The organism is Nonomuraea cavernae, assembly GCF_040655715.1.
Classification (GTDB): Bacteria; Actinomycetota; Actinomycetes; order Streptosporangiales; family Streptosporangiaceae; genus Nonomuraea; species Nonomuraea cavernae_A.
Window position 1 is genome coordinate 282537 of the sequence record NZ_JBFAKL010000001.1, and the last position, 19908, is coordinate 302444.

Here is a 19908-nt window from a genome sequence, read left to right on the forward strand (position 1 = left end):
CCCGGTGAGGTCGGCTGCTTCTCGGTGAGGCGTCCCGGCTCGTTCAGGAGGCCGTGACCTGGGGAACGGCTTCGCAGAGCGCCCAGTCGGCGCTGATCGCCCCGGCGGCCTTGAGCAGCAGCGGGAGATACTCGTCCGTCAGCTTCTCCATGGACGTCTCGGCGGCGTGGGCGTTGACGTTGAGCGCCGCGACGACGTTGCCGAGCCCGTCGCGCAGCGGAGCGGCGACGGACCGGATGCCAAGGGCGAGTTGCTCGTCCGTCAGCGCCCAGCCCTTGGCCCGCACCCCGCGCAGCACCGCGTCGCGCTCCTCGGTGGCGGGCCGCCAGCGGGGCTCGATGCCCGACCGGCTCGGCTCGGCCAGCACCCGCTCGACCTCGGCGGGCGGCAGACCGGCCAGCAGCACCTTGCCCAGCGACGTCTGCAGGGCCGGGAAGCGGGTGCCGATCTGCACCGACAGGGTGACGATCTTGGGGACCGCCACCCGGGCGACGTACACGATGTCGGATCCGTCGAGCTGCGCGATCGACGAGGACTCGTGCGTCTGGGCGACGAGCCGCTCCATGTGCGGCCTGGCCACGTCCCACAGCCCCATCGAGCGCACGTAGGAGACGCCCAGCTCAAGCACGCGCGGGGTGAGCGCGAACCCGCCCTGCTCGGCCCTGGCGTAGCCGAGCTCCTGCAGGGTCAGCAAGATGCGGCGGGCCGTCGGCCGGGCCAGCCCCGCGGCGGTGGCCACCTCGGTCAGCGACATCACCGGGCGCCTCGGCTGGAACACCCTGATCACGTCGAGACCGCGGGCTAGCGCCTCGATGAAGTCAGGCCCCGTGTCAGCACGTGCCATGAACGCCTCGTCTGGTGCACATCACGGATCCGACTCTAGACCGACCGCGCTCACTGACTGTGCGTCGCTTCGCTGCGATAGTCGGTGTACGTGTAGGGGTTGTCGAGAATCTTCGTTGCAGGGATGTCAGGGTTCATCCCCTTCGCCCAGGCTTCCTCGCCCATCGTCGACCGCAGGTGGTCGACGGTCCGCTCGACCTCGCGGCGGGCCGCGGCGAGGTCGATTCCGATCAGTCGGTGCCGGTGCTTGACCACCCGGCCGTTGACGATCACCGTGTGCACGTCGCCGCGCTGGGCCTGGAACGCGACGTGACCGAAGGGGTGGAGCAGCGGGAACGACACGGGCGAGTGGTCGTTCTTGATCAGGACGAGGTCGGCCTTCTTCCCGGCCTCGATGCCGCCCAGGTCGTGGTCGCGGCCGAGGGCCCGCGCTCCGCCCCGCGTGGCCCAGTCGACGACCTGGTCGGAACGCAGGCTGCAGTGCGTGACGGTGTCGCCCTCGGCCTGCGCCCGCAGGTGCTCACGGGAGCGGTCGGCACCGAGCGTGGTGCGCATCGCGGAGAACAGATCGCCGCTCCACCAGACGCTGGTGTCCATGGAGAGGGAGACCGGGATGCCGTGCTCGCGGATGGCCCAGGTGGGCGGGTAGCCCTGGCCGGCGCTCTGCTCGCTCTCGGTCGAGACGGAGATGGAGCCGCCGGTCGCGGCGATGCGGTGGTAGGAGTCGGCCGACAGCGACGCGGCGTGCACGTACACCGTCTCGGGGGTCATGAAGCCGTGGTCGTGCATGAGCTTGATGCCGTCGTCGCTGGTGGCACCCCAGACGCCGGCGTGGGTGGTGACCGCGACGCCCAGCTCACGGGCCACCTCGAACGCGGGCTTCTCGGGGAAGGCCGGGTCGCCGAGGACGTCGAAGGCGAGTTGGAACCCGAGCATGTCGTCACCGGTGATCCGCCGGCGGACGAAGTCGCGGAACTCGGGCGCGGCGGTCCACTCGGCGGGCGGCTGCTGGATGTTGCCGTAGGCGAGGACGAACCGGCCGGGCACCGACTGCAGCGCGTCGGCGGCCGCGTCGGCGTGGTCGACGGTCCGCAGGCCGTGCGACCAGTCGACGACGGTGGTGGCTCCGGCGTCGATGGCCTCGATCGCGGCCAGTACGTTGCCCGCGTGCACGTCCTCGGGGCGGAACAGTTTGCCGTGTTCCAGGTAGTACCAGACGAAGTACTGCGTCAGCGTCCAGTCGGCCCCGTAGCCGCGCATGGCCGTCTGCCACATGTGCCGGTGGGTGTCGATCATGCCGGGCATCACGATGCCGTCGGTCGCGTCGATCTCGGCGGTGCCCTCCGGCACCTCCAGATCGGGCCCCACGGCGGCGATCCGGTCGTCTATGACGAGGACGTCGGTGCGGGTGAGCACCTGGCGCCCGTCGTCCATCGGCAGCACCGTGCCGCCACGCAGCACCACGGGCCGTCCCGGCTGGAACTCGCTCGGCTCGCTCATCGATGGGGCTCCTAACCCTGTGTGCCGACCGATGACACGACCCTGAACCGATCTTGCGAACGATTGTCCGTCATGCGGTCATCTCTGTTCGCCGTAACTCTGATGACCGCTGGTCCAGCTGTCAAGCACTTGACGTTGGGCCGGTGGGTGCCCAGAATCGCTTCAGCGGACAGATGTCCGTTGAGCGGAGCAGAGGACTGGAGCTGGATGACTGACAACGCCGTCCCCGGGGGGCCGCTGTCCGGCGTGCTGGTGGCCGACTTCTCCCGCGTCCTGGCGGGCCCGTACGCCACGATGCTGCTGGCGGACATGGGCGCCCAGGTCGTCAAAGTGGAGGGGCCGAAGGGCGACGACACCCGCTCCTGGACACCGCCGGTGCGCGGCGACGTGTCGACCTACTATCTCGGGATCAACCGTGGGAAGCGGTCCATCGCGCTCGACCTGCGCGACGAGGCGGACGCCCGGGTGGCCCGGGAGCTGGCCCGCCGCGCCGACGTGCTGATCGAGAACTTCAAACCCGGCGGGCTGGCCAAGTACGGGCTGGACTTCGAGACCGTACGGGCCGGCAACTCCGGCGTCGTGTACGCCTCGATCAGCGGGTTCGGCTCGGGAGCGGGCCGGCACGTCCCCGGCTACGACCTGATGGTGCAGGCCATGTCCGGCCTGATGAGCCTCACCGGCGAGCCGGACGGGCCGCCGTACCGGGCCGGCATCTCGGTGTTCGACGTGATGGCGGGCAACCACGCCGTCATCGGCATCCTGGCCGCGCTGCGGCACCGCGACGCGACCGGGCGAGGGCAGCACGTCGAGGTCAACCTGCTGTCGTCGGCCCTCACCGGGCTGGTCAACCACAGCTCCGCGTACGTGTCCGGCGGTGTCGTCCCCTACCGGATGGGCAACGCGCACCCGAGCGTCTTCCCGTACGAGCCGCTGCCCACCGCCGACAACGACATCATCGTCGCCGCGGCCAACGACGGCCAGTTCCGTAAGCTCTGCGAGGTGCTCGGCATCCCGGAGATCGCGGACGACCCGCGCTTCGCCCGCAATGCCGGCCGTACCGCGCGCCGCGACGAGCTGCGCCCGATCCTGGTCGAGCAGCTCACCAAGCGGGGCGCGGTCGAGTGGTTCGAGCTGCTGGTCGAGGCGGGGGTGCCGAGCGGGCCGATCAACACCATCGACGGCGGCTTCGCGATGGCCGAACGGTTCGGGCTGGACCCGATCGTCGAGGTCGGCGAGGGTGAGCGGGCGATACCGACGACCCGGCATCCGATCCGGTTCTCCGAGACGCCGGTCGGCTACGCGTTGCCGCCGCCCGAGCTCGACGAGCACGGCGCCGAGCTGCGCGCCTGGCTGACCGCCCCTCGGGAGGACGACGATGGCTGACCAGACGGGACAGGCGGACCAGACGGCCCGGGGCGACCAGGCGAGCCGACCTGAACCGGGAGGACGGGCAGGGCGGCCCGATTACCCCACCGCGCTCGGCGCGTCGTCGCTGGAGACGATCACGCTGCTCGGCCACGACCTGGCCGAGGACGTCATGGGCGAGGTCGGGTTCGGCGAGCTGGCCTTCTGGCTGGCGACCCAGCGGCGGCCCACGCCGGGAGAGACCCGGGTGTTCGAGGCCGTGCTGGCCGCGCTCGCCGATCACGGCTTCACGCCCACCGCGATCGTGACCCGGCTGACCTACCTGTCGGCGCCCGACTCGATCCAGGGCGCGCTCGCCGCCGGGCTGCTCGGCGGCGGGTCGCGCTTCCTGGGCGTCACCGAGGACTGCGGCCGGTTCCTGCACGACGTGCTGGCCTCGTGCGACCCGCTGCCGGCCGACGACGACGGCTGGGACGCCCTGGCCCTGCGCACCGTACGCGCCCAGCGGGAGGCGAAAAGGTTCGTGCCGGGGCTCGGCCACCACGTGCACAAGCAGGGCGATCCACGCACCGCGCGGCTGTTCCGGATCGCCGCCGAGGAGGGCCTGTACGGGCCGCACCTGTCGCTGTTCGCCGCGATCGGCCGGGTCCACCCCGAGGTGCTGGGCAAGAAGCTGCCGCTGAACGGGGCCGGTGTCTGCGGCGCGGCCCTCGCCGATCTCGGCCTGCCGCTGGAGCTGCTGCGCGGCTTCGCCCTGCTGGCCAGGACCGCCGGACTGATCGGGCAGCTCGCCGAGGAGCTGCGCCGCCCGGTGGCCAACGAAATCTTCCTGTCGGTGGACCTGAACAACCGGTCCGTCGCCCCCGAGCCGTACCCCCCTGGAGGTTCGCATGGCTGAACTGGTCGCGGTGATCGCGTCCACTCACCACCCCTTCTACTACCGCGCCAGCACCGCCACCGGGGAGGACCGCCCTCCGTTCGCGGACGAGTGGGTGCGCAAGGTGGAGGCGTTCCGGGAGACCCTGACCAGGGCCCGCCCCGACGTGCTGGTCATGGTCGGCTCCGACCACTTCCACCAGCTGTGGCTGGACAACATGCCGCAGTTCCTGGTCGGCAAGGCCCCCTTCTACGACGCGAACTTCTACAACGAGGAACGCGAGTTCGGCCTGCCCAAAATGCTGTTCACGGGTCAGGAGGACCTGTCCTCGCACGTGCTGCGCGAGGGGCTCGACGCGGGCTTCGACCTGGCGTTCTCCAACGAGCTGCGGATCGACCACTCGATCACCTGCCCGATCATCACCCTGCGCCCGCAGAACGACCTGCCGATCGTGCCCGTCTACACCAACATCTTCGCCCCGCCCCTGCCGCGGCCGAAACGGTTCGTGCAGCTCGGGCAGACCATCCGGGAGCTCGTCGAGTCGTGGCCGGAGGACAAGCGGGTCGCGGTCATCGGCACCGGGCACCTGTCGCTGGAGCTCGGCGGGCCGCGCCAGTTCGGCCCGCACGGGCCCGACCCCGAGTTCGACCGCAAGGCCGTCGAGTGGATCTCGACCGGCGACATCGAGGGCTGCCTGGCCGAGGTCACCCTCGACAGCCTCCACCTGCCGGGCAACGCCACGCACGGCTTCATGGACTTCATGCTGATGATGGGCGTCGCGGGCGAGGGCCGTAAGGCCGACTACGTCGACACCTACGATCTGTTCCACACCATGGAGGCCTACTTCACCTGGTATCCGAACGGAGGGCAGGCATGAGCAAGTACCTGCTGAACAAGTTCCTGTTCACCGTCGACCGCGATCCGGAGCTGGTGGAGCGCTACCGGGAGGAGCCGCGGGCCACGGTGGAGATGTGGGAGGCCGACTACGCCAACCGCATCCTCGGCTGCCACGAGGGCGAGTCGTCCACCTGGCTGCGCTTCGACGACGTGGAGCGCGAGGCGCTGGCCGCGCACGACTATCCGCGGCTGTTCGAGCTCGGCGCGCATCCGTTCCTCACGCTGACGCTGTTCATCGCCATGTTCGAGCGCGACCACGAGCCGCTGGGGTTCCAGACCGAGTACGCCCGGCGGCTCTCCCACATGAGCCTGCCCTATCCCGACATCGCGACCTGAGTCGTGCGCGCACTGGAGATCCGGCGTCCCGGCCGGCCGCCCGTGGTGACCGAGCGGCCCGCCCCGGCGCCCGGCGCGGGCGAGGCCCTGGTCGAGGTCCTCGCCGCCCCCATCACCCCGCTGGACGTGCTCTGCGCGAGCGGCACGTCCTACTTCGGCACGCCGTCGACTCCGTACGTGCCCGGGGTGCAGGGGGTCGGCGCGGCCGGCGGTCGCCTGGTGTGGTTCCCCACCTCGGCCGGGATGGCTCCGGGTGACGGGAGCATGGCGGAGGTCGTCCGGGTGCCCGAGGCCGACCTCGTCGAGCTGCCCGAAGGCGCCGACCCGGTCGCCGTCGCCGCGCTCGGCCTGTCGGCGGTCGCCGCGCACCTGGCGCTCACCTGGCGTGGCGAGCTGGCGGCCGGCGAGCAGGTGATCGTGCTGGGCGCGGGAGGCGTGGTGGGGCAGGCGGCCGTCCAACTGGCCCGCATCGCCGGGGCGCGCCGGGTCGTCGCGGCCGCGCGCTCGGCGTCGGGGCGGGAACGGGCGAAGCAGGCCGGGGCCGACGCCGTCGTCGCGCTCGACACCGACGACGTGGCCGAGCTCGCGGCCCGGTTCGAGGCGGTCACCGATGGACCGGCCGACCTGGTCCTCGACCCGCTGTTCGGCCCGCCGGCGGCGGCCGCCGCGCGCACGCTGCGGACGGGCGGCCGGTTGGTCAACCTCGGCGGCTCGGCCTCGGAGACGTGCCCGATCGACTCGGCCACGCTGCGCAGCCGGTCGCTGCGGCTGCTCGGCTACACCAACAACGAGCTGACCTCCGGGCAGCGCGCCGCGGCGGTGGCGACGGTGGCCGGGCACGCCGCCCGGGGGCGGCTGACCGTCGCCCACGAGGTGGTGCCGCTCGACGCCGCCGGGCCGGCGTGGACGCGCCAGGCCGACGGCACCGCGAGCGGCCGGATCGTCCTCACCCTGCGCTGACTCGTGACACCTGGCCGGAGATCGGAGATCTCTTCAGAACAACGCGACGGCCCGAGTGCCGATCTTGAAGGATGCACGGGGACGCGGTCCGTCGTCCACCGGAACCTTGCGGCCCCGCACCGTGACCGCGATCACGCGGCCGCGCGGGAGCACCGCCGTCAGAACCTCGACCATGCCGGAGATACCGGCCGACGCCCGCGGCCCGAGCCAAGAGGTCTGCTCGCCGTAGGGGACGTCGGTGATCACGATGTCGGGTGCCCGCTGGTCCAGTGTCCGCTGGAGCAGGTCGGGGCCGAACACATCGGCCTGCCACAGTGCGTGCGGCACATCGCCTCCCGACGCGTCCAGCTCGGTGGCGAGCCGGCGAGCGGCGTGCGCCGCGGAGGCGTACGACGGCTTGTCGAAGCGTGCGGCGCGCACGTCGAGTTCGGCGGCGCGGGCCGCCAGACCGGCCCCGCTCAGCAGGCCGAGATTGCGTCCGGCCAGGCGCAGCGCGTGGGGGTCGAGCTCGGAGGCCAGCACTGAGGCGATCTGGCGTCGGTGCAGCAACGCCAGCACGGTCAGTAGGTATCCGCCGCCACAGCACGGGTCCCAGACCACGGCGGGCCGGTCGCCGCCGCGCAGGGCCAGCGCGCGCTGGAAGATCTCGCTGGCCAGCCGGACCGGGAACGCGGGGAACCCTGGGGCCGAGTGCAGCACCGCGCCGCTGGCCAGGTGCTCATAGTTGTCCCGGACGACCGCGTGACGATAGCTCATCGAGCCCCGCTCGTCCCGCGACCGCGTTGGCGGGCGGCCTCGTACAACACCACGGTCGCCGCGTTGGCGGCGTTCAGTGAGCTGGCCGAGCCGACGATCGGGATGCGCGCCATCATGTCGCAGCTTTCCCGCCATCCCGCGCTCAACCCGGTGGTCTCGTTCCCGATGACCAGCAGGGTGGGACCGGTGAGATCCAGGTCGGCGATGTCGGTGGCGCCGTTCTCGTCGGTGCCCACCACCGTCAGCGCCAAGCCCCGGCCGCGTAGCTCCGAGACCCAGGCCAGCACCTCCCGGTGGGAGGGAGCCCGGACCACCGGCAGCGCCAGCAACGATCCGGTGGAGGCCCGCACCGATCGGGGATCGTACGGGTCGGCGGCGTGCCCGGTGACGATCAGACCGGCGCCGCCGAACGCGTCCAGCGACCGCGCCATCGTCCCGATGTTGCCGGGGCTGTTCGGCCGGTCGAACACCGCGCCCAGAAACGACGGCCCCACCGCGATCCGGGCCGGCTCATCGTCCGGCAGTTCGAGGACCGCCACCAGCTCGGGCACGTCCTCGTCCTTGCCGCCCAGCTCTCGCAGCAGGTCGGTGGCCATGGCCACCCGCTCGCCACCAGCAGCCTTCAGCATCTGAGCCGCCCACTGGGACAGCGGCCGATCGGCGTCGTAGATCAGCGCACGCACCGGCCAGCCGAGCTCGACGGCCAGGCTGATCGGGCGCACCCCCTGAACGAGGAACTCCCCGGCCCGCTGCCGCTTGGTGCGGTTCCCCAGCAGCGCCTGCCACTGCTGAAACCGTGCGTTGGCACGTAAGATACGCAGCTCCCGCGCCACAGACCGCCCCCGGCTTACCGTTTCCATAGAGTAGTTCTACAAGAATGACATGCCTGGCGAGCGTGGCCGGCGGAAGGCTAGATCAGGCCCAGCGCCAGCATCGCGTCGCCGACCCGGCGGAAGCCGTCGATGTTGGCGCCCGCCACGTAGTTGCCGGGCATGCCGTACTCGTCGGCGGTCTCCAGGCAGCGGCCGTGGATGTCGCGCATGATCTCCTGGAGCCGGAGCTCGGAGAACTCGAAGGTCCAGGAGTCGCGGCTGGCGTTCTGCTGCATCTCCAGGGCGCTGGTCGCGACGCCGCCGGCGTTGGCGGCCTTGCCCGGCCCGAAGGCGACCCCTGCCTCCAGGAACACCTTGATGCCCTCGGGCGTGGTCGGCATGTTGGCGCCCTCGCCGACCGCCAGGCAGCCGCCCTCGACCAGCGCGGCGGCGTCGCGGCCAGTGATCTCGTTCTGCGTGGCGGACGGCATGGCCACCTCGCAGGGCACCTCCCACACGCTGCGGCCCGGCACGAACACGACGTGGTCGCCGCGGCGGGCGGCGTAGGCGTCGAGCCGGCCGCGCTCGACCTGCTTGATCTGCTTGAGCAGCGGCAGGTCGATGCCCTTCTCGTCGATCACGTAGCCGGAGGAGTCGGAGCAGGCGACCACCAGGCCGCCGAGCTGCTCGACCTTCTCGATGCTGTAGACGGCGACGTTGCCGGAGCCGGAGACCACGACCCGCTTGCCCTCGAAGGACGTGCCGCGTGCCTTCAGCATCTCCTCGACGAAGAAGGCGCAGCCGTAGCCGGTGGCCTCGGTGCGGACCTGGGCGCCGCCGTAGACGAGGCCCTTGCCGGTGATCACGCCGGACTCGTAGCGGTTGGTGATGCGTTTGTACTGGCCGAACAGGAAGCCGACCTCGCGCCCGCCGACGCCGATGTCACCCGCGGGCACGTCGGTGTGTTCGCCGATGTGGCGGTAGAGCTCGGTCATGAAGCTCTGGCAGAAGCGCATGACCTCGCGCTCGGACCGGCCCTTCGGGTCGAAGTCGGAGCCGCCCTTGCCGCCGCCGATGGGCAGGCCGGTCAGGCTGTTCTTGAAGATCTGCTCGAAGCCGAGGAACTTCACGATGCCCAGGTAGACGGACGGGTGGAAGCGCAGCCCGCCCTTGAACGGCCCGAGCGCGCTGTTGAACTCGACGCGGAAGCCACGGTTGATGTGGACCTCGCCCCGGTCGTCCTCCCACGGCACCCGGAAGATGATCTGGCGCTCGGGCTCGCAGATGCGCTCGATGATCTTGGATTCCGCGTATTCGGGGTGCTTGCCCAGGACCGGGCCGATGCTCTCCAGCACCTCGCGCACCGCCTGATGGAACTCGATCTCACCGGGGTTGCGGCGCAGGACGTTGTCATAGATCGATGACAGTTTCTCGTGCAGCACAGGTTCTCCCAGCTCATTCCCGGATTCATCTCACTGTAGGGGGTGCTCGGAACCGCTCCGATCCGGGGCCACCCTCATGATCGGCTCGGGACGTCCCGAGGCTCAGAAGCGGCAGGCGTGTCCCGCCTCGGCCGCGGCCGCCGGACTGCCCGGCCAGTACTCGATGGCCCCGCCCGCGTGGTCCAGGCGGATCGTCAGCATCGTGCGCCGGCGGGCGGGTTCGGGCAGGCGAGGGTCCTCGCGCATGCAGATGGGGGCCTCGGCACCGGCCTCGCCGCAGAGCCGCCCGGCCAGCTCCGGCAGGCCACCGTCCGGGACGCCACCGGCGAGCGCCTTGTCCAGGTGCTCGTAGCGGGGCAGCGAGGTGCTGGTCGGCTGCCTGACGTCGGCGTCGCGGAACTCGGCGCCGAGCAGGTGGTTGGTCCGGATCAGCCAGCCGTCCGCCCGCACCGGGATCACGACCGCGCCGGCCGGGGTGAGCTCGATCGAGACCGCCTCGGCGGCCGGGGCGACGGCGGTCACGGTGATCGCGGTCGAGGCGCTGACCCTGGCCGAGCGGGCGATGTCGACGGCTTCGCGCACGGTGCCGGCCTCGTCGAGGACGCGGCGGGCGATCGCGTGCACGGGCACGCCGTCCCCGGAGCCGTCGGCGCGGTGGTGCAGGAAGTTGAAGTTCGCGCCCAGCCCGGCGCTGTTGAGGCCGATCTTCGCCAGCATGCCCGGCTCGGTGAACGTCTTGACCCAGCGTCCGGGTGTGGGCGAGTAGCGCCACAGCACGGCGTCGGGCACCAGGCGGGGGTGCCAGTCCCAGGTCTGGAAGGCGACCGGACCGCCTTCGGCCCCGGCCCGCACCACCGTGGAGCACTCACCACTGCCCTGGGGCGGCGCGACGGCGAGGATCTCGGTGCGCGAGTTGAGCAGCCCCAGCTCGACGACCGTGATCCCGGCTCCGGCGGCGATCGACTCCAGCTCGTCGCCCAGCGCCGGATGCCAGGCGAAGAGGGCCTGACAGGACTTCTCGGCGACGACGGCGCAGGTCTCGGGGGCGATGCCGAGCTGGAGGTAGTGGCGCCGGTAGGCGGTGATCGCCGCGTGGATCCGCGACGCCCACACCCGCCCGAACTCCCGGCCGCGCTCCGGCGAGCCACGCCCCCCGCTGTCGTGCTCGTGCAGCCTCACAGCCGTCCTCTCTCGACGCGTTCAGTCCGCCGGGGGGGCCGTGGGCGGCCCACGACGTGCTCTCGTCGTGGCCACGGGCCCAATATCTCACGGGCCCTAACCGAGGGCGTGGTCGAGGTTGAAGGCCGCGCTGATCAGCGCGAGGTGGGTGATGGCCTGCGGGAAGTTGCCGAGCTGCTCGCCGGTGTGGCCGATCTCCTCGGCGTACAGGCCCAGATGGTTGGCGTACGTCAGCATCTTCTCGAAGGCCAGGCGGGCCTCGTCGACGCGGCCGGCGCGGGCCAGGGCCTCGACGTACCAGAACGAGCAGATCGAGAACGTGCCCTCCGGGCCCCGCAGCCCGTCGGGGCTGATCTCCGGGTCGTAGCGGTAGACCAGCGAGTCGGAGACCAGCCCGTCGCCGAGCGCGTCGAGGGTGGACAGCCACTTGGGATCCGTCGGCGAGACGAACTTGGCCAGCGGCATCATCAGGATGGAGGCGTCCAGCACGTCCTCGTCGAACTGCTGGACGAACGCCCCGAGCTCGGCCGACCAGCCGCGCCGCATGATCTGCCGGTAGATCGCGTCGCGGGCCTCGCGCCAGCGCGGGATGTCGGCGGGCAGTCCGCGCTGGATCGCCACCCGCATGGCGCGTTCGATGGCCACCCAGCACATCAGCCGCGAGTAGACGAAGTTCCGGCGCCCGCCGCGGGTCTCCCAGATGCCCTCGTCGGGCTGGTCCCAGTGCAGGCAGACCCATTCGACCAGGGTGCAGAGCTCGTCCCAGCGGTCGCTGGCGATCGGGTCGCCCCACTTGTTGTAGAGGTAGATCGAGTCGATGAGCGCCCCGTAGATGTCGAGCTGGAGCTGGTCGGCCGCGGCGTTGCCGATCCGCACCGGGGCGGAGGCCCGGTAGCCCTCCAGGTGGTGGAGCTCCTCCTCGGGCAGCTCGCTGCGGCCGTCGATGCCGTACATGATCTGCAGCGGGCCGGTGCCGCTGTCGCTGCTGAGCGGCACGTGCGTGGACAGGAAGTTCATGAAGGCCTCGGCCTCGTCGGTGAAGCCCAGCCTGAGCAGCGCGTAGACGCAGAACGCGGCGTCGCGGATCCACACGTAGCGGTAGTCCCAGTTGCGCTCGCCGCCGATCCGCTCGGGCAGGCTGGTCGTCGGCGCGGCGACGATCCCGCCGGTCGGCGCGTAGGTGAGCAGCTTCAGCGTGAGCGCCGAGCGGTGGACCACCTCGCGCCACCGGCCGCGGTAGCGCGAGGCCGACAGCCAGCGCCGCCAGTAGCGGACCGTGGCGGCGAACTCGCGCTCGGCCTCCTCGAGGGGGCAGCCGCGCGACGGGAGGCCGTCGCCGACCCGGTCGAGCGCGAACACCGCCTGCTCTCCCTCGTCGAGCACGAACCGCGCCCGCGCGTCCTGCCCGTCGGTCTCGATCGGCACGCTGGAGCTCAGGGAGAGGGACAGGACCGGCGACTCGAACAGCAGACCGCCGGTCTCCTCCCGCACGGTGTGCGGCTGCCTGGCGTAGTCGAAGCGGGGCGCCACCCGGGCGCGGAACGGGAGCGTGCCGCGGACGCAGGACACCCGGCGGATCATCCGGTGCCGGTCGGCCTCGCGCGAGTCGTCCGCGACGGGCATGAAGTCCTGGATCTCGCCCACCCCGTCGTCCGCGAAGAACCGGGTGATGAGAACGTTGGTGTCGGGGAAGTAGAACTGCTTGGTCCTGGCCGGTGTGTCGGCGGCCAGCTCGAACGAGCCGCCCCGGTCGGCGTCGAGGATCGAGGCGAACACGCTGGGGGCGTCGAAGCGCGGGCAGCAGTACCAGTCGATGGTGCCGTTCGTCCCCACGAGCGCGACGGTCCGCAGGTCGCCGATGAGGCCGTGGTCGCCGATCGGCAGGTAGCGGGAGTCGCCGGAGTGACCGGGCTCACCAGGAGTCATGACCGCCCTTTCTCCCTGTCTGTCCCTCAAGGTAGGCGTGTCTGACCTGTGGCTGTATCTGGCATTCGTCAAAGGCGGGCAGATCTTCCACTTGGGCGTCTTATCCGGATTCGGACCTGAAATCTCTTGTATGAGCGATTCCCTAGGCGTACCGGGGTAGAAAAGGTACGGTGAAGGCGAAAGAATTACAGTTTCGGCCGGGGATGAATACGTGATGCGCCAGGCGGAGGAAGGTTCCAACCCCGCTACGAGCGACCCGGCGTCCACGCTGACCCACCAGGCACTGCTCTATGACAGCGTCGCGACGTTCGCCACCGTCGCCGCCCGCTTCTGCCTGGATGGCCTCGCGCGGGGCGAGCGGGTCATGGCCGTGGTCACGCCGCCGAACATCGAGGCGCTGGAGAACGTCCTCGGCGCCGACGCCGCGCGGGTCGAGCTCGTCGACGCGCGCGAGTGGTACGACGCCCCGGGCCGCACGCTCGACGCCTACAGCCGCTACCTGAACACCCATCGGCTCGGCCACTCCCGCGTCCGGGTGCTCGGAGAGCCGGTCTGGCAGGGGCTCGACCGGGCGCAGGAGGCGGAGTGGACCCGGTACGAGTCCGTGCTCAACGCGGCCTTCGCCGACAGCCCGGCGTGGATCATGTGCCCCTACGACACGCGGGCGCTGCCCCGCCACATCGTCGACGACGCCCGGCGCACCCATCCCGACCTGGTCACGGAACACGGCACGATGGTCAGCCCGGCTTACCTCAAGCCGTCGGAGTTCGGCCACGCCAGAGACCTGCTGCCGCTGCCGCCACCGGGCAAGGACCACGGCACCGGGTTCGTGTTCGACGCCGACCTCGGCTTCCTGCGGCAGCACGTGTCCGCGTGGGCGGCGGTCGGCGAGCTGCCCGCCGAAACGGCCGACCGGCTGGTGATCGTGGTCAACGAGGTGGCCACCAACGCGGTCGAGCACGGCGGCGGGCACGGCGAGATCCTGCTGTGGGCCGAGGGCGACTCGATCTGCTGCGACATCCTCGACGCGGGACAGCCGGGCGGCGAGGGCCTGGAGCTCTTCGCCGGTTATCTGCCACCCGCCTCGGCGACCGCCCGGGGCTACGGCCTGTGGGTGGCGCGCCAGCTGTGCGACCTGGTGGAGGTCCGCACCGGCCGGACGGGCACCCAGGTGCGACTGCGCCTTAGCCGCACCTGACCCCCGGGACCCACGAAGCAGGAGTGAGCGCATGCGAGTAGTGCTGATCGGCGCCAGCGGTCACATCGGCACCTACCTGGTGCCCCGGCTGGTCGACGCGGGCCACGACGTGGTCACGGTGAGCAGGGGCAAGCGCGAGCCGTACAGTCCGCACGGCGCCTGGCAGCGGGTCACGGCGGTGACCGCCGACCGCGAGGCGGAGGAGGCCGACGGCACGTTCGGCCGGCGCGTCGCCGACCTGGAGGGCGACGCCGTCATCGACCTGATCTGCTTCCGTGAGTCGAGCGCGCGCCAGCTCGTGACGGCGCTGACCGGCAGGGTCCGCCACTTCCTCCACTGCGGCACGATCTGGGTGCACGGCCCCAGCACGCGGGTGCCCACCACCGAGGACCGGCCGAAGCGGCCGATCGGCGAGTACGGCCGCCAGAAGGCCGCCATCGAGTCCTACCTGCTCGACCGGGCCCAACGCGACGGCTTCCCGGCCACGGTCATCCACCCCGGCCACATCACCGGCCCCGGCTGGGTGCCGGTCAACCCGGCGGGCAACCTCAATCCCGCCGTGTTCCAGGCCCTGGCCGACGGGGCCGAGGTCGTCCTGCCCAACCTGGGCATGGAGACCGTGCAGCACGTACACGCCGACGACGTGGCCCGGCTGTTCATGGCGGCGCTCGACCATCCGTCGGTCGCCGTGGGCGCCGGCTTCCACTCCGTGGCCACCACCGCCCTGACGCTGCGCGGCTACGCCGAGGCGGTGGCGGGCTGGTTCGGGCGGGAGGCACGGCTCGCCTACCTGCCGTGGGAGCAGTGGCGCGAGACGGTGCCGGAGGAGGACGCCCGCGTCACCTACGACCACATCGCGCACAGCCCCCACTGCAGCATGGAGAAGGCCGAGCGGCTGCTCGGGCACCGGCCGCGCCACACCTCGCTCGACGCCATCGCCGAGGCCGTCGACTGGCTCGTCGCCGCGGGCACCATCGCGCGCTGACCGGCCGGCGCGCCGTCAGCGGCTGTCCAGGGGGTCGAGCCGTTCGGTCCGGGGCTCCACCGCCGCCGCGAGAATCGGCAGCATGACCTCGACCCGGGTCCCGGCGTCCGGCAGCCCGCTGACGACGCAGATGCCGCCGAGTTCGGCGGCGCGTTCGCGCATCGAGCTGAGGCCGACGCCGGCCCGGCGTTCCTCGGGCAGGCCGCGGCCGTCGTCGCTGATCAGCACCCGCAGCACCGACCGCTCCCGCTGGAGGACGATGTCGGCCCGGGTCGCGCCCGCGTGCCGCCGGATGTTGGTGAGGGCCTCCTGGACGATCCGGTAGACCGCCACCTCGACGGCGGCCGGCAGGTCGGACAGGTCGCCCTCGACCTCCACCTCGATCTCGGTGTCCGGCGACGACTGCCCGGCGAGCGCCCGGACGGCCCGCGCCAGGCCGAGATCGTCGAGGGCGGGCGGGCGCAGGCCGTAGACCAGCTCGCGGATGTCGCCGGCGACCGCGTCCATGCCGGAGCGCAGGTCCCGCAGCAGCGCGTCGGCCGACTCGGGCGACTTCTTCAGCCTGCTCCGGGCGATGTTGATGGTCATGGCCATGGCCGACAAGGTCTGGCCGAGCCCGTCGTGCAGGTCGCGCCGCAGCCGGCGGCGTTCCTCCTCACGGGTGGACAGGATGCGTTCCCTGGAACGTTGCAAGTCGGCCGCCATGCGGACCGCGTGAGCCACGTCGGCGGCGTACGGGGTGAGTGTGGACAGCACCCGCTCGTTGTGGGCGGCCGGGAAGCGGCGCGGACCCGGCGGCCCGACGAGCAGCCGGCCCACCATCTCTCCGTGCCAGACCAGCGGCACCTCCCGAGGGTCCTTGCCCACCCGGCCGTTCTCGACGTAGCGGGGCTCGCCGTCGGTCACCTCCACGGCGACGCCCTCGACCGCCAGACCGTCGCGCAGCACGCTCACCACCGAGGTCAGCGCCTCGGCGGGGTCGCCGCGCCGCACCGCCTGCGTCAGCCGCTCGGCCAGCACGCGGGGATCGCCGACCCTGCCGTACAGGAGCTGGTCGACCAGCCGTTGCAGCAGCCGCCGCAGCGGCTGGAAGAACGCGCCCGCGAACAGGGCGGAGGCGAGCCCGGCGATCTGGTCGTAGCCGGAGAGCACGAGACTGGACAGCGCGCCGACGCCGAAGTAGACCGCGCTGATCACGATCAGCAGCCCGGCCGCCACGAACGCCCGGCTGACCACGGTGTCGATGCCGTAGAGCCGGTAGCGCGTCACCGAGAAGGCGATGGCGACCGGGATGAGCCCCGCCCAGATGATCGCGGGCCACACCAGCACCGGCAGGAACTGCCCCGGGATCAGGAACACGATGTAGCCGGTGAACGCGAGCAGCGGCCAGCCGATCTGCCGCCTGCCGATCGGGTCGGCGCGCTTCAGGCGCAGCGCCAGGGACAGGGCCGACAGCACCATCGCGGTGTAGATGAACGTCCAGGCGAGCGTGAAGATGAGGCGGTCGTACGGTCCGATCGCGGGGAGCTGGAACACGTTGGGGATGACCGCGGGGAACGGGTAGAGCTCCAGCGGCGGATCCGGGCGCAGGAGCGCGCGCAGCGACGCGGCGGTGAGGGCGGCCCCGCCCAGCACCAGGACGAGCCGCCAGCGCGGCGAGGGCAACCGCCCGACGGGCGACCACAACGGCAGCAGCATGGTGAGCGTGAAGCCGCACACCGCCCAGCCGGCCTGGCCCGGAAACTTCAGCCACGAGGCCAGGACCAGCTCCCCGTCGGCGGCGGCCCGCAGCATGAGCGCCTGCGAGACGTCGCTGACGGACCCGCCGAGCCCGCCCACGGACATCAGCCACGCCATGTTCAGCCGGGGCCGGTGGTAGATGAGGAACGCGCCGACCGCGGGGAACGTCAGGGAGACGGCCGACTGCGGGGTCACGGTGGCACCGGCCGGTGTCCACGCCTCGGGCAGCCGGGCCCAGATCACCAGCGCGGTCACGGCGAGCGCCGGGGACACGACGGCCATGATGACGGCCACGACCCGCGCCGGGGTCACTCCGACATCGTCGGAGGTCGGGGACATCGCCATCAGCACGCCGTTCTGGTGGGTGCGGCGATGCCTGCTAATGTGGCACACCCGGCGATCATGGCGAATCTGGCCATCCTGGTCCTGTCTCTTCAGTGTGCGGCGTGCCCACTGGACAGGATTATGACGCTTTTATCGTAATAATTCCCCCCAGTTGGCCAGACGAGGCCTGGACCGGTTCCCCGAGGGCGCCCTCACCCCGGCCGGCCGGCCGCTCCGAGGTCAGGTCCGTTTGCGGATGACGCGGTCGTGGACGACCGTGTACGTGTTGCGCAGCGCGGCCATCGACTCGTCGTAGGAAGCCTGGGCCACGCCCGTGAAAAGGCAGTCGACGACCATGAGCTGGGCGATGCGGCTGCCGAGCGCCCCCGAGCGGAACTTGGTCTCCCGCGCCGCCGTCGTGAGGGTGACGTCGGCCGTGGCGGCGATTGGCGACTCGCGGAAGTTGGTGATGGCGATCGTGGCGGCGCCGGACGCGCGGGCGATCGCCAGGAACTCGACCGTGTCGACGGTGGCGCCGGTGTGGGAGACGGCGATGGCGACGCAGCTGTCGTCGAGCGTGGCAGCCGAGGTCCAGGCGGAGTGCGAGTCGTGCCAGTTGATCGCGGTACGGCCGATGCGTGACAGCTTCTGCTGGAGGTCGAGCCCGACCAGGGCGCTCGCGCCGACCCCGAACGTGTCGATCCGGCGGGCCGCCAGCACCAGCGACACGGCCCCGGCCAGCGCGTCCATGTCCAGGGTGCGGGCCGTGTCGGCGATGGACAGCGTCTCGTTGGCGGCCACCTTGGACACGATGCCTTCCAGGCTGTCGTGGCGGTCGATGTCGCCCGACACCTCGGGGAGGCTGGTGCGGGCGAGCTGCTCGCGGGCCACCTCCGTGGCCAGGTCCATCCGCAGATTCTTGTAGTGGGCGTAGCCCATCCGCTGGTAGAAGCGCACGACCGTGGTGGTCGACGTGTCGCAGCGGGCCGCGACCTCGGCGATCGACAGGCCGGCGGCGACCTCCGGGTCTCCGACGAACAGCTCGGCGATGCGCCTCTCCGACGGTCGCAGCGCCGGTATGGCGGCCCGGATGCGGATCAGCACCGGCCTGGAGCCTTCAGCCATGGTCACCCACAAGGTCAGGGGGGGTTGGAAGGAAACTTTTGTACGCTGCTGGTATGGTCTGCGTAATTTTATGACCTACTTGTTCTGAGGAAACCACATGTCCCGTGGCGCGCTCTCCACGTTCGGCATCGCCGCAGCGTTGTCCATCGCTCTCACCAGCTGCTCCTCATCCTCCGGCTCCGAGTCCGGCACCGGCGCCTCGGGTGCGGCAGACGGCAACCTGGTCGTGGGTGTGACCACCGACCCGGACACGCTCTTCCCCTGGAAGGCCACGCAGTTCCAGGCGGTCAACGTGCTGCAGAACATCTACGGCACGCTCACCGAGTTCGACAAGGACCTTAACGTGGTGCCCGGGCTGGCCGAATCCTGGAAGGCCGCCGAGGACGGCAAGACCCTCACCCTCACCCTGCGCCAGGGGGTGACCTTCGGCGACGGCAGCGCGTTCGACTCCGCGGACGTCAAGTTCTCGCTTGAGAAGATCATGGACGAGGCGACCGCCGCCGTGTCCCGGTCCTCGCTCGCGTCGGTCAAGTCGGTGGAGGCGCCCGACGCGACCACCGTGGTGCTGAACCTGACCGCGCCCGACGCCGCGCTGCCCGCCAACCTCGCCACGGTCAACATGGCGATGCTCTCCTCCGACGACACCGAGGAGAAGCTCAACACCACCCCCAACGGCACCGGGCCGTTCACCCTGAGCAAGCGCGTCGCCAGCCAGTCGATCACCCTGGCCAGGAACGACGCCTACTGGGGCACCGAGAAGGCCAAGCTGGACGCGATCGAGTTCCGGGTGATCCCCGACGAGTCCTCCATCGTCTCCGCGATGCAGTCGGGCAACGTCCACCTCGCCGTCTTCAACGACCCCCTCGTGGCCAGGACCGCCGAGGGCGGCTCGATCGCCGTCGCCAAGACCCCGCAGCTCAGCTACCACGCGCTGCAGCTCAACGCCCGCCGCGGCGACCTCGGCGACGTCAACGTGCGGCTGGCGATCCAGTGCGCGATCGACCGCAAGCAGGTGCTGGACACGGCCGCGCTCGGCGAGGGCGAGGTGACCGGGCCGATCACCGCCCCCGCCTACAAGTCCGACCCGCGGCAGCGGCCCTGCCCCGAGCGTGACCTGACCAAGGCGGCCGACTACCTGGCCAAGGCCGGCAAGTCCAGCGGCGTCACCGTCAAGACGATCGTCTCCCAAGGTGAGTACGCGACCTCGGTCAACGAGGCGCAGAACCTCAAGGCGCAGCTCGCCGAGGCGAAGATCAACCTGGACCTGGAGGTGCTGGAGTCGGGCGCGTTCGTGGACCGCTGGGTCGCGGGCGACTTCGACGCGGCCGTGGCGTTGAACGGCGGCCGGCCCGACCCCGACGGCATGTACGGCCGCTACTTCACCAGTGACGGCAACCTCAACAAGGTCGCCGGCTACAGCTCCTCCACGCTCGACAAGCTCTTCGCCGAGGGCAGGGCCATGGCCGACCCGGCCGCGCGCAAGGCGGTCTACGACAAGGTCGCCGCCGAGCTGGAGAACAACGCGGCCTGGGTCTGGCTGTTCACCAGCTACACCTACACGGGCACCGCGGCCCAGGTGCAGGGCTTCGAGCCGATGGCCAACGGTTCGCTGCAGTACCTCCGTACGACCTCGCTCGGCTAGT

General features: G+C 71.2%; 17 protein-coding genes. 8 read left to right on the forward strand and 9 right to left on the reverse strand.

Features of this window, described 5'->3' with window-relative positions; genetic code table 11:
* Window positions 1-43 precede the first annotated feature (43 nt).
* Together AB0I38_RS01315 and AB0I38_RS01320 are read right to left on the reverse strand one after the other, a co-directional pair.
* Entirely contained in the window at window positions 44-844 is an 801-nt protein-coding gene (locus AB0I38_RS01315; RefSeq protein ID WP_358459975.1) for an IclR family transcriptional regulator domain-containing protein, read from the reverse strand.
* A gap of 50 nt (window positions 845-894) precedes the next feature.
* Window positions 895-2343, reverse strand: coding sequence for an amidohydrolase family protein (locus AB0I38_RS01320; protein ID WP_358459977.1), 1449 nt, complete (start codon window positions 2341-2343; stop codon window positions 895-897).
* 207 nt (window positions 2344-2550) lie between these two features.
* On the opposite strand from AB0I38_RS01320, the gene AB0I38_RS01325 reads away from it, so the two are divergent.
* From AB0I38_RS01325 to AB0I38_RS01345, 5 genes are read left to right on the forward strand one after another with little or no spacing between them, the layout of a single operon-like run.
* Window positions 2551-3726: a CaiB/BaiF CoA transferase family protein gene (locus AB0I38_RS01325; protein ID WP_358459979.1), complete on the forward strand. Its 1176-nt coding sequence runs from the start codon at window positions 2551-2553 to the stop codon at window positions 3724-3726.
* Window positions 3719-4606 (forward strand): citryl-CoA lyase, encoded by an 888-nt coding sequence (locus AB0I38_RS01330; RefSeq protein WP_358459982.1) that lies wholly within the window; start codon window positions 3719-3721, stop codon window positions 4604-4606. The genes AB0I38_RS01325 and AB0I38_RS01330 overlap by 8 nt, the downstream gene beginning before the upstream one ends.
* The gene (locus AB0I38_RS01335; RefSeq protein WP_358459985.1) at window positions 4599-5462 is read left to right on the forward strand and encodes an extradiol ring-cleavage dioxygenase; all 864 of its coding nucleotides are present in this window, start codon (window positions 4599-4601) and stop codon (window positions 5460-5462) included. Before AB0I38_RS01330 ends, AB0I38_RS01335 begins: the two co-directional genes overlap by 8 nt.
* Window positions 5459-5818: a hypothetical protein gene (locus tag AB0I38_RS01340; RefSeq protein WP_358459988.1), complete on the forward strand. Its 360-nt coding sequence runs from the start codon at window positions 5459-5461 to the stop codon at window positions 5816-5818. Before AB0I38_RS01335 ends, AB0I38_RS01340 begins: the two co-directional genes overlap by 4 nt.
* Before the next feature lie 3 nt (window positions 5819-5821).
* Window positions 5822-6778 (forward strand): quinone oxidoreductase family protein, encoded by a 957-nt coding sequence (locus tag AB0I38_RS01345; RefSeq protein WP_358459991.1) that lies wholly within the window; start codon window positions 5822-5824, stop codon window positions 6776-6778.
* 33 nt (window positions 6779-6811) lie between these two features.
* On the opposite strand, the gene AB0I38_RS01350 is transcribed toward AB0I38_RS01345, so the two are convergent.
* The 5 genes from AB0I38_RS01350 to AB0I38_RS01370 form a co-directional block, all read right to left on the reverse strand.
* On the reverse strand, window positions 6812-7534 hold the full coding sequence (locus AB0I38_RS01350; protein ID WP_358459993.1) for an rRNA methyltransferase: 723 nt from the start codon (window positions 7532-7534) through the stop codon (window positions 6812-6814).
* Window positions 7531-8367, reverse strand: a complete 837-nt coding sequence (locus AB0I38_RS01355; protein ID WP_358459996.1) for a TrmH family RNA methyltransferase — start codon at window positions 8365-8367, stop codon at window positions 7531-7533. Before AB0I38_RS01355 ends, AB0I38_RS01350 begins: the two co-directional genes overlap by 4 nt.
* Before the next feature lie 77 nt (window positions 8368-8444).
* Window positions 8445-9788: an NADP-specific glutamate dehydrogenase gene (gene gdhA, locus AB0I38_RS01360; RefSeq protein ID WP_358459999.1), complete on the reverse strand. Its 1344-nt coding sequence runs from the start codon at window positions 9786-9788 to the stop codon at window positions 8445-8447.
* A 102-nt stretch (window positions 9789-9890) separates the two neighbouring features.
* Window positions 9891-10967, reverse strand: coding sequence for a C45 family peptidase (locus AB0I38_RS01365; protein WP_358460001.1), 1077 nt, complete (start codon window positions 10965-10967; stop codon window positions 9891-9893).
* A 96-nt stretch (window positions 10968-11063) separates the two neighbouring features.
* Entirely contained in the window at window positions 11064-12893 is a 1830-nt protein-coding gene (locus AB0I38_RS01370; RefSeq protein WP_358460004.1) for a glycoside hydrolase family 15 protein, read from the reverse strand.
* Window positions 12894-13107: 214 nt separating this feature from the next.
* Between AB0I38_RS01370 and AB0I38_RS01375 the strand changes: the two genes are divergently transcribed.
* Together AB0I38_RS01375 and AB0I38_RS01380 are read left to right on the forward strand one after the other, a co-directional pair.
* The gene (locus AB0I38_RS01375) at window positions 13108-14091 is read left to right on the forward strand and encodes a sensor histidine kinase (RefSeq protein WP_358460770.1); all 984 of its coding nucleotides are present in this window, start codon (window positions 13108-13110) and stop codon (window positions 14089-14091) included.
* Window positions 14092-14122: 31 nt separating this feature from the next.
* Window positions 14123-15076, forward strand: coding sequence for an NAD-dependent epimerase/dehydratase family protein (locus tag AB0I38_RS01380; protein WP_358460007.1), 954 nt, complete (start codon window positions 14123-14125; stop codon window positions 15074-15076).
* A gap of 15 nt (window positions 15077-15091) precedes the next feature.
* On the opposite strand, the gene AB0I38_RS01385 is transcribed toward AB0I38_RS01380, so the two are convergent.
* Window positions 15092-17209, reverse strand: coding sequence for a sensor histidine kinase (locus AB0I38_RS01385; RefSeq protein ID WP_358460010.1), 2118 nt, complete (start codon window positions 17207-17209; stop codon window positions 15092-15094).
* Between the two features lie 171 nt (window positions 17210-17380).
* On the reverse strand, window positions 17381-18265 hold the full coding sequence (locus tag AB0I38_RS01390; protein ID WP_358460013.1) for a MurR/RpiR family transcriptional regulator: 885 nt from the start codon (window positions 18263-18265) through the stop codon (window positions 17381-17383).
* A gap of 97 nt (window positions 18266-18362) precedes the next feature.
* On the opposite strand from AB0I38_RS01390, the gene AB0I38_RS01395 reads away from it, so the two are divergent.
* Window positions 18363-19907 carry an ABC transporter substrate-binding protein gene (locus AB0I38_RS01395; RefSeq protein WP_358460016.1) on the forward strand — a complete coding sequence of 515 codons (1545 nt, stop codon included), beginning with the start codon at window positions 18363-18365 and terminating at the stop codon, window positions 19905-19907.
* Window position 19908 lies beyond the last annotated feature (1 nt).

Excerpts from the sequence above, each read along its gene's own strand:
- AB0I38_RS01315 (WP_358459975.1), bottom strand. The coding sequence starts at position 844 with ATGGCACGTGCTGACACGGGGCCTGACTTCATCGAGGCGCTAGCCCGC.
- AB0I38_RS01320 (WP_358459977.1), bottom strand. The coding sequence starts at position 2,343 with ATGAGCGAGCCGAGCGAGTTCCAGCCGGGACGGCCCGTGGTGCTGCGT.
- AB0I38_RS01325 (WP_358459979.1), top strand. The coding sequence starts at position 2,551 with ATGACTGACAACGCCGTCCCCGGGGGGCCGCTGTCCGGCGTGCTGGTG.
- AB0I38_RS01330 (WP_358459982.1), top strand. The coding sequence starts at position 3,719 with ATGGCTGACCAGACGGGACAGGCGGACCAGACGGCCCGGGGCGACCAG.
- AB0I38_RS01335 (WP_358459985.1), top strand. The coding sequence starts at position 4,599 with ATGGCTGAACTGGTCGCGGTGATCGCGTCCACTCACCACCCCTTCTAC.
- AB0I38_RS01340 (WP_358459988.1), top strand. The coding sequence starts at position 5,459 with ATGAGCAAGTACCTGCTGAACAAGTTCCTGTTCACCGTCGACCGCGAT.
- AB0I38_RS01350 (WP_358459993.1), bottom strand. The coding sequence starts at position 7,534 with ATGAGCTATCGTCACGCGGTCGTCCGGGACAACTATGAGCACCTGGCC.
- AB0I38_RS01370 (WP_358460004.1), bottom strand. The coding sequence starts at position 12,893 with ATGACTCCTGGTGAGCCCGGTCACTCCGGCGACTCCCGCTACCTGCCG.
- AB0I38_RS01375 (WP_358460770.1), top strand. The coding sequence starts at position 13,108 with ATGCGCCAGGCGGAGGAAGGTTCCAACCCCGCTACGAGCGACCCGGCG.
- AB0I38_RS01380 (WP_358460007.1), top strand. The coding sequence starts at position 14,123 with ATGCGAGTAGTGCTGATCGGCGCCAGCGGTCACATCGGCACCTACCTG.
- AB0I38_RS01390 (WP_358460013.1), bottom strand. The coding sequence starts at position 18,265 with ATGGCTGAAGGCTCCAGGCCGGTGCTGATCCGCATCCGGGCCGCCATA.
- AB0I38_RS01395 (WP_358460016.1), top strand. The coding sequence starts at position 18,363 with ATGTCCCGTGGCGCGCTCTCCACGTTCGGCATCGCCGCAGCGTTGTCC.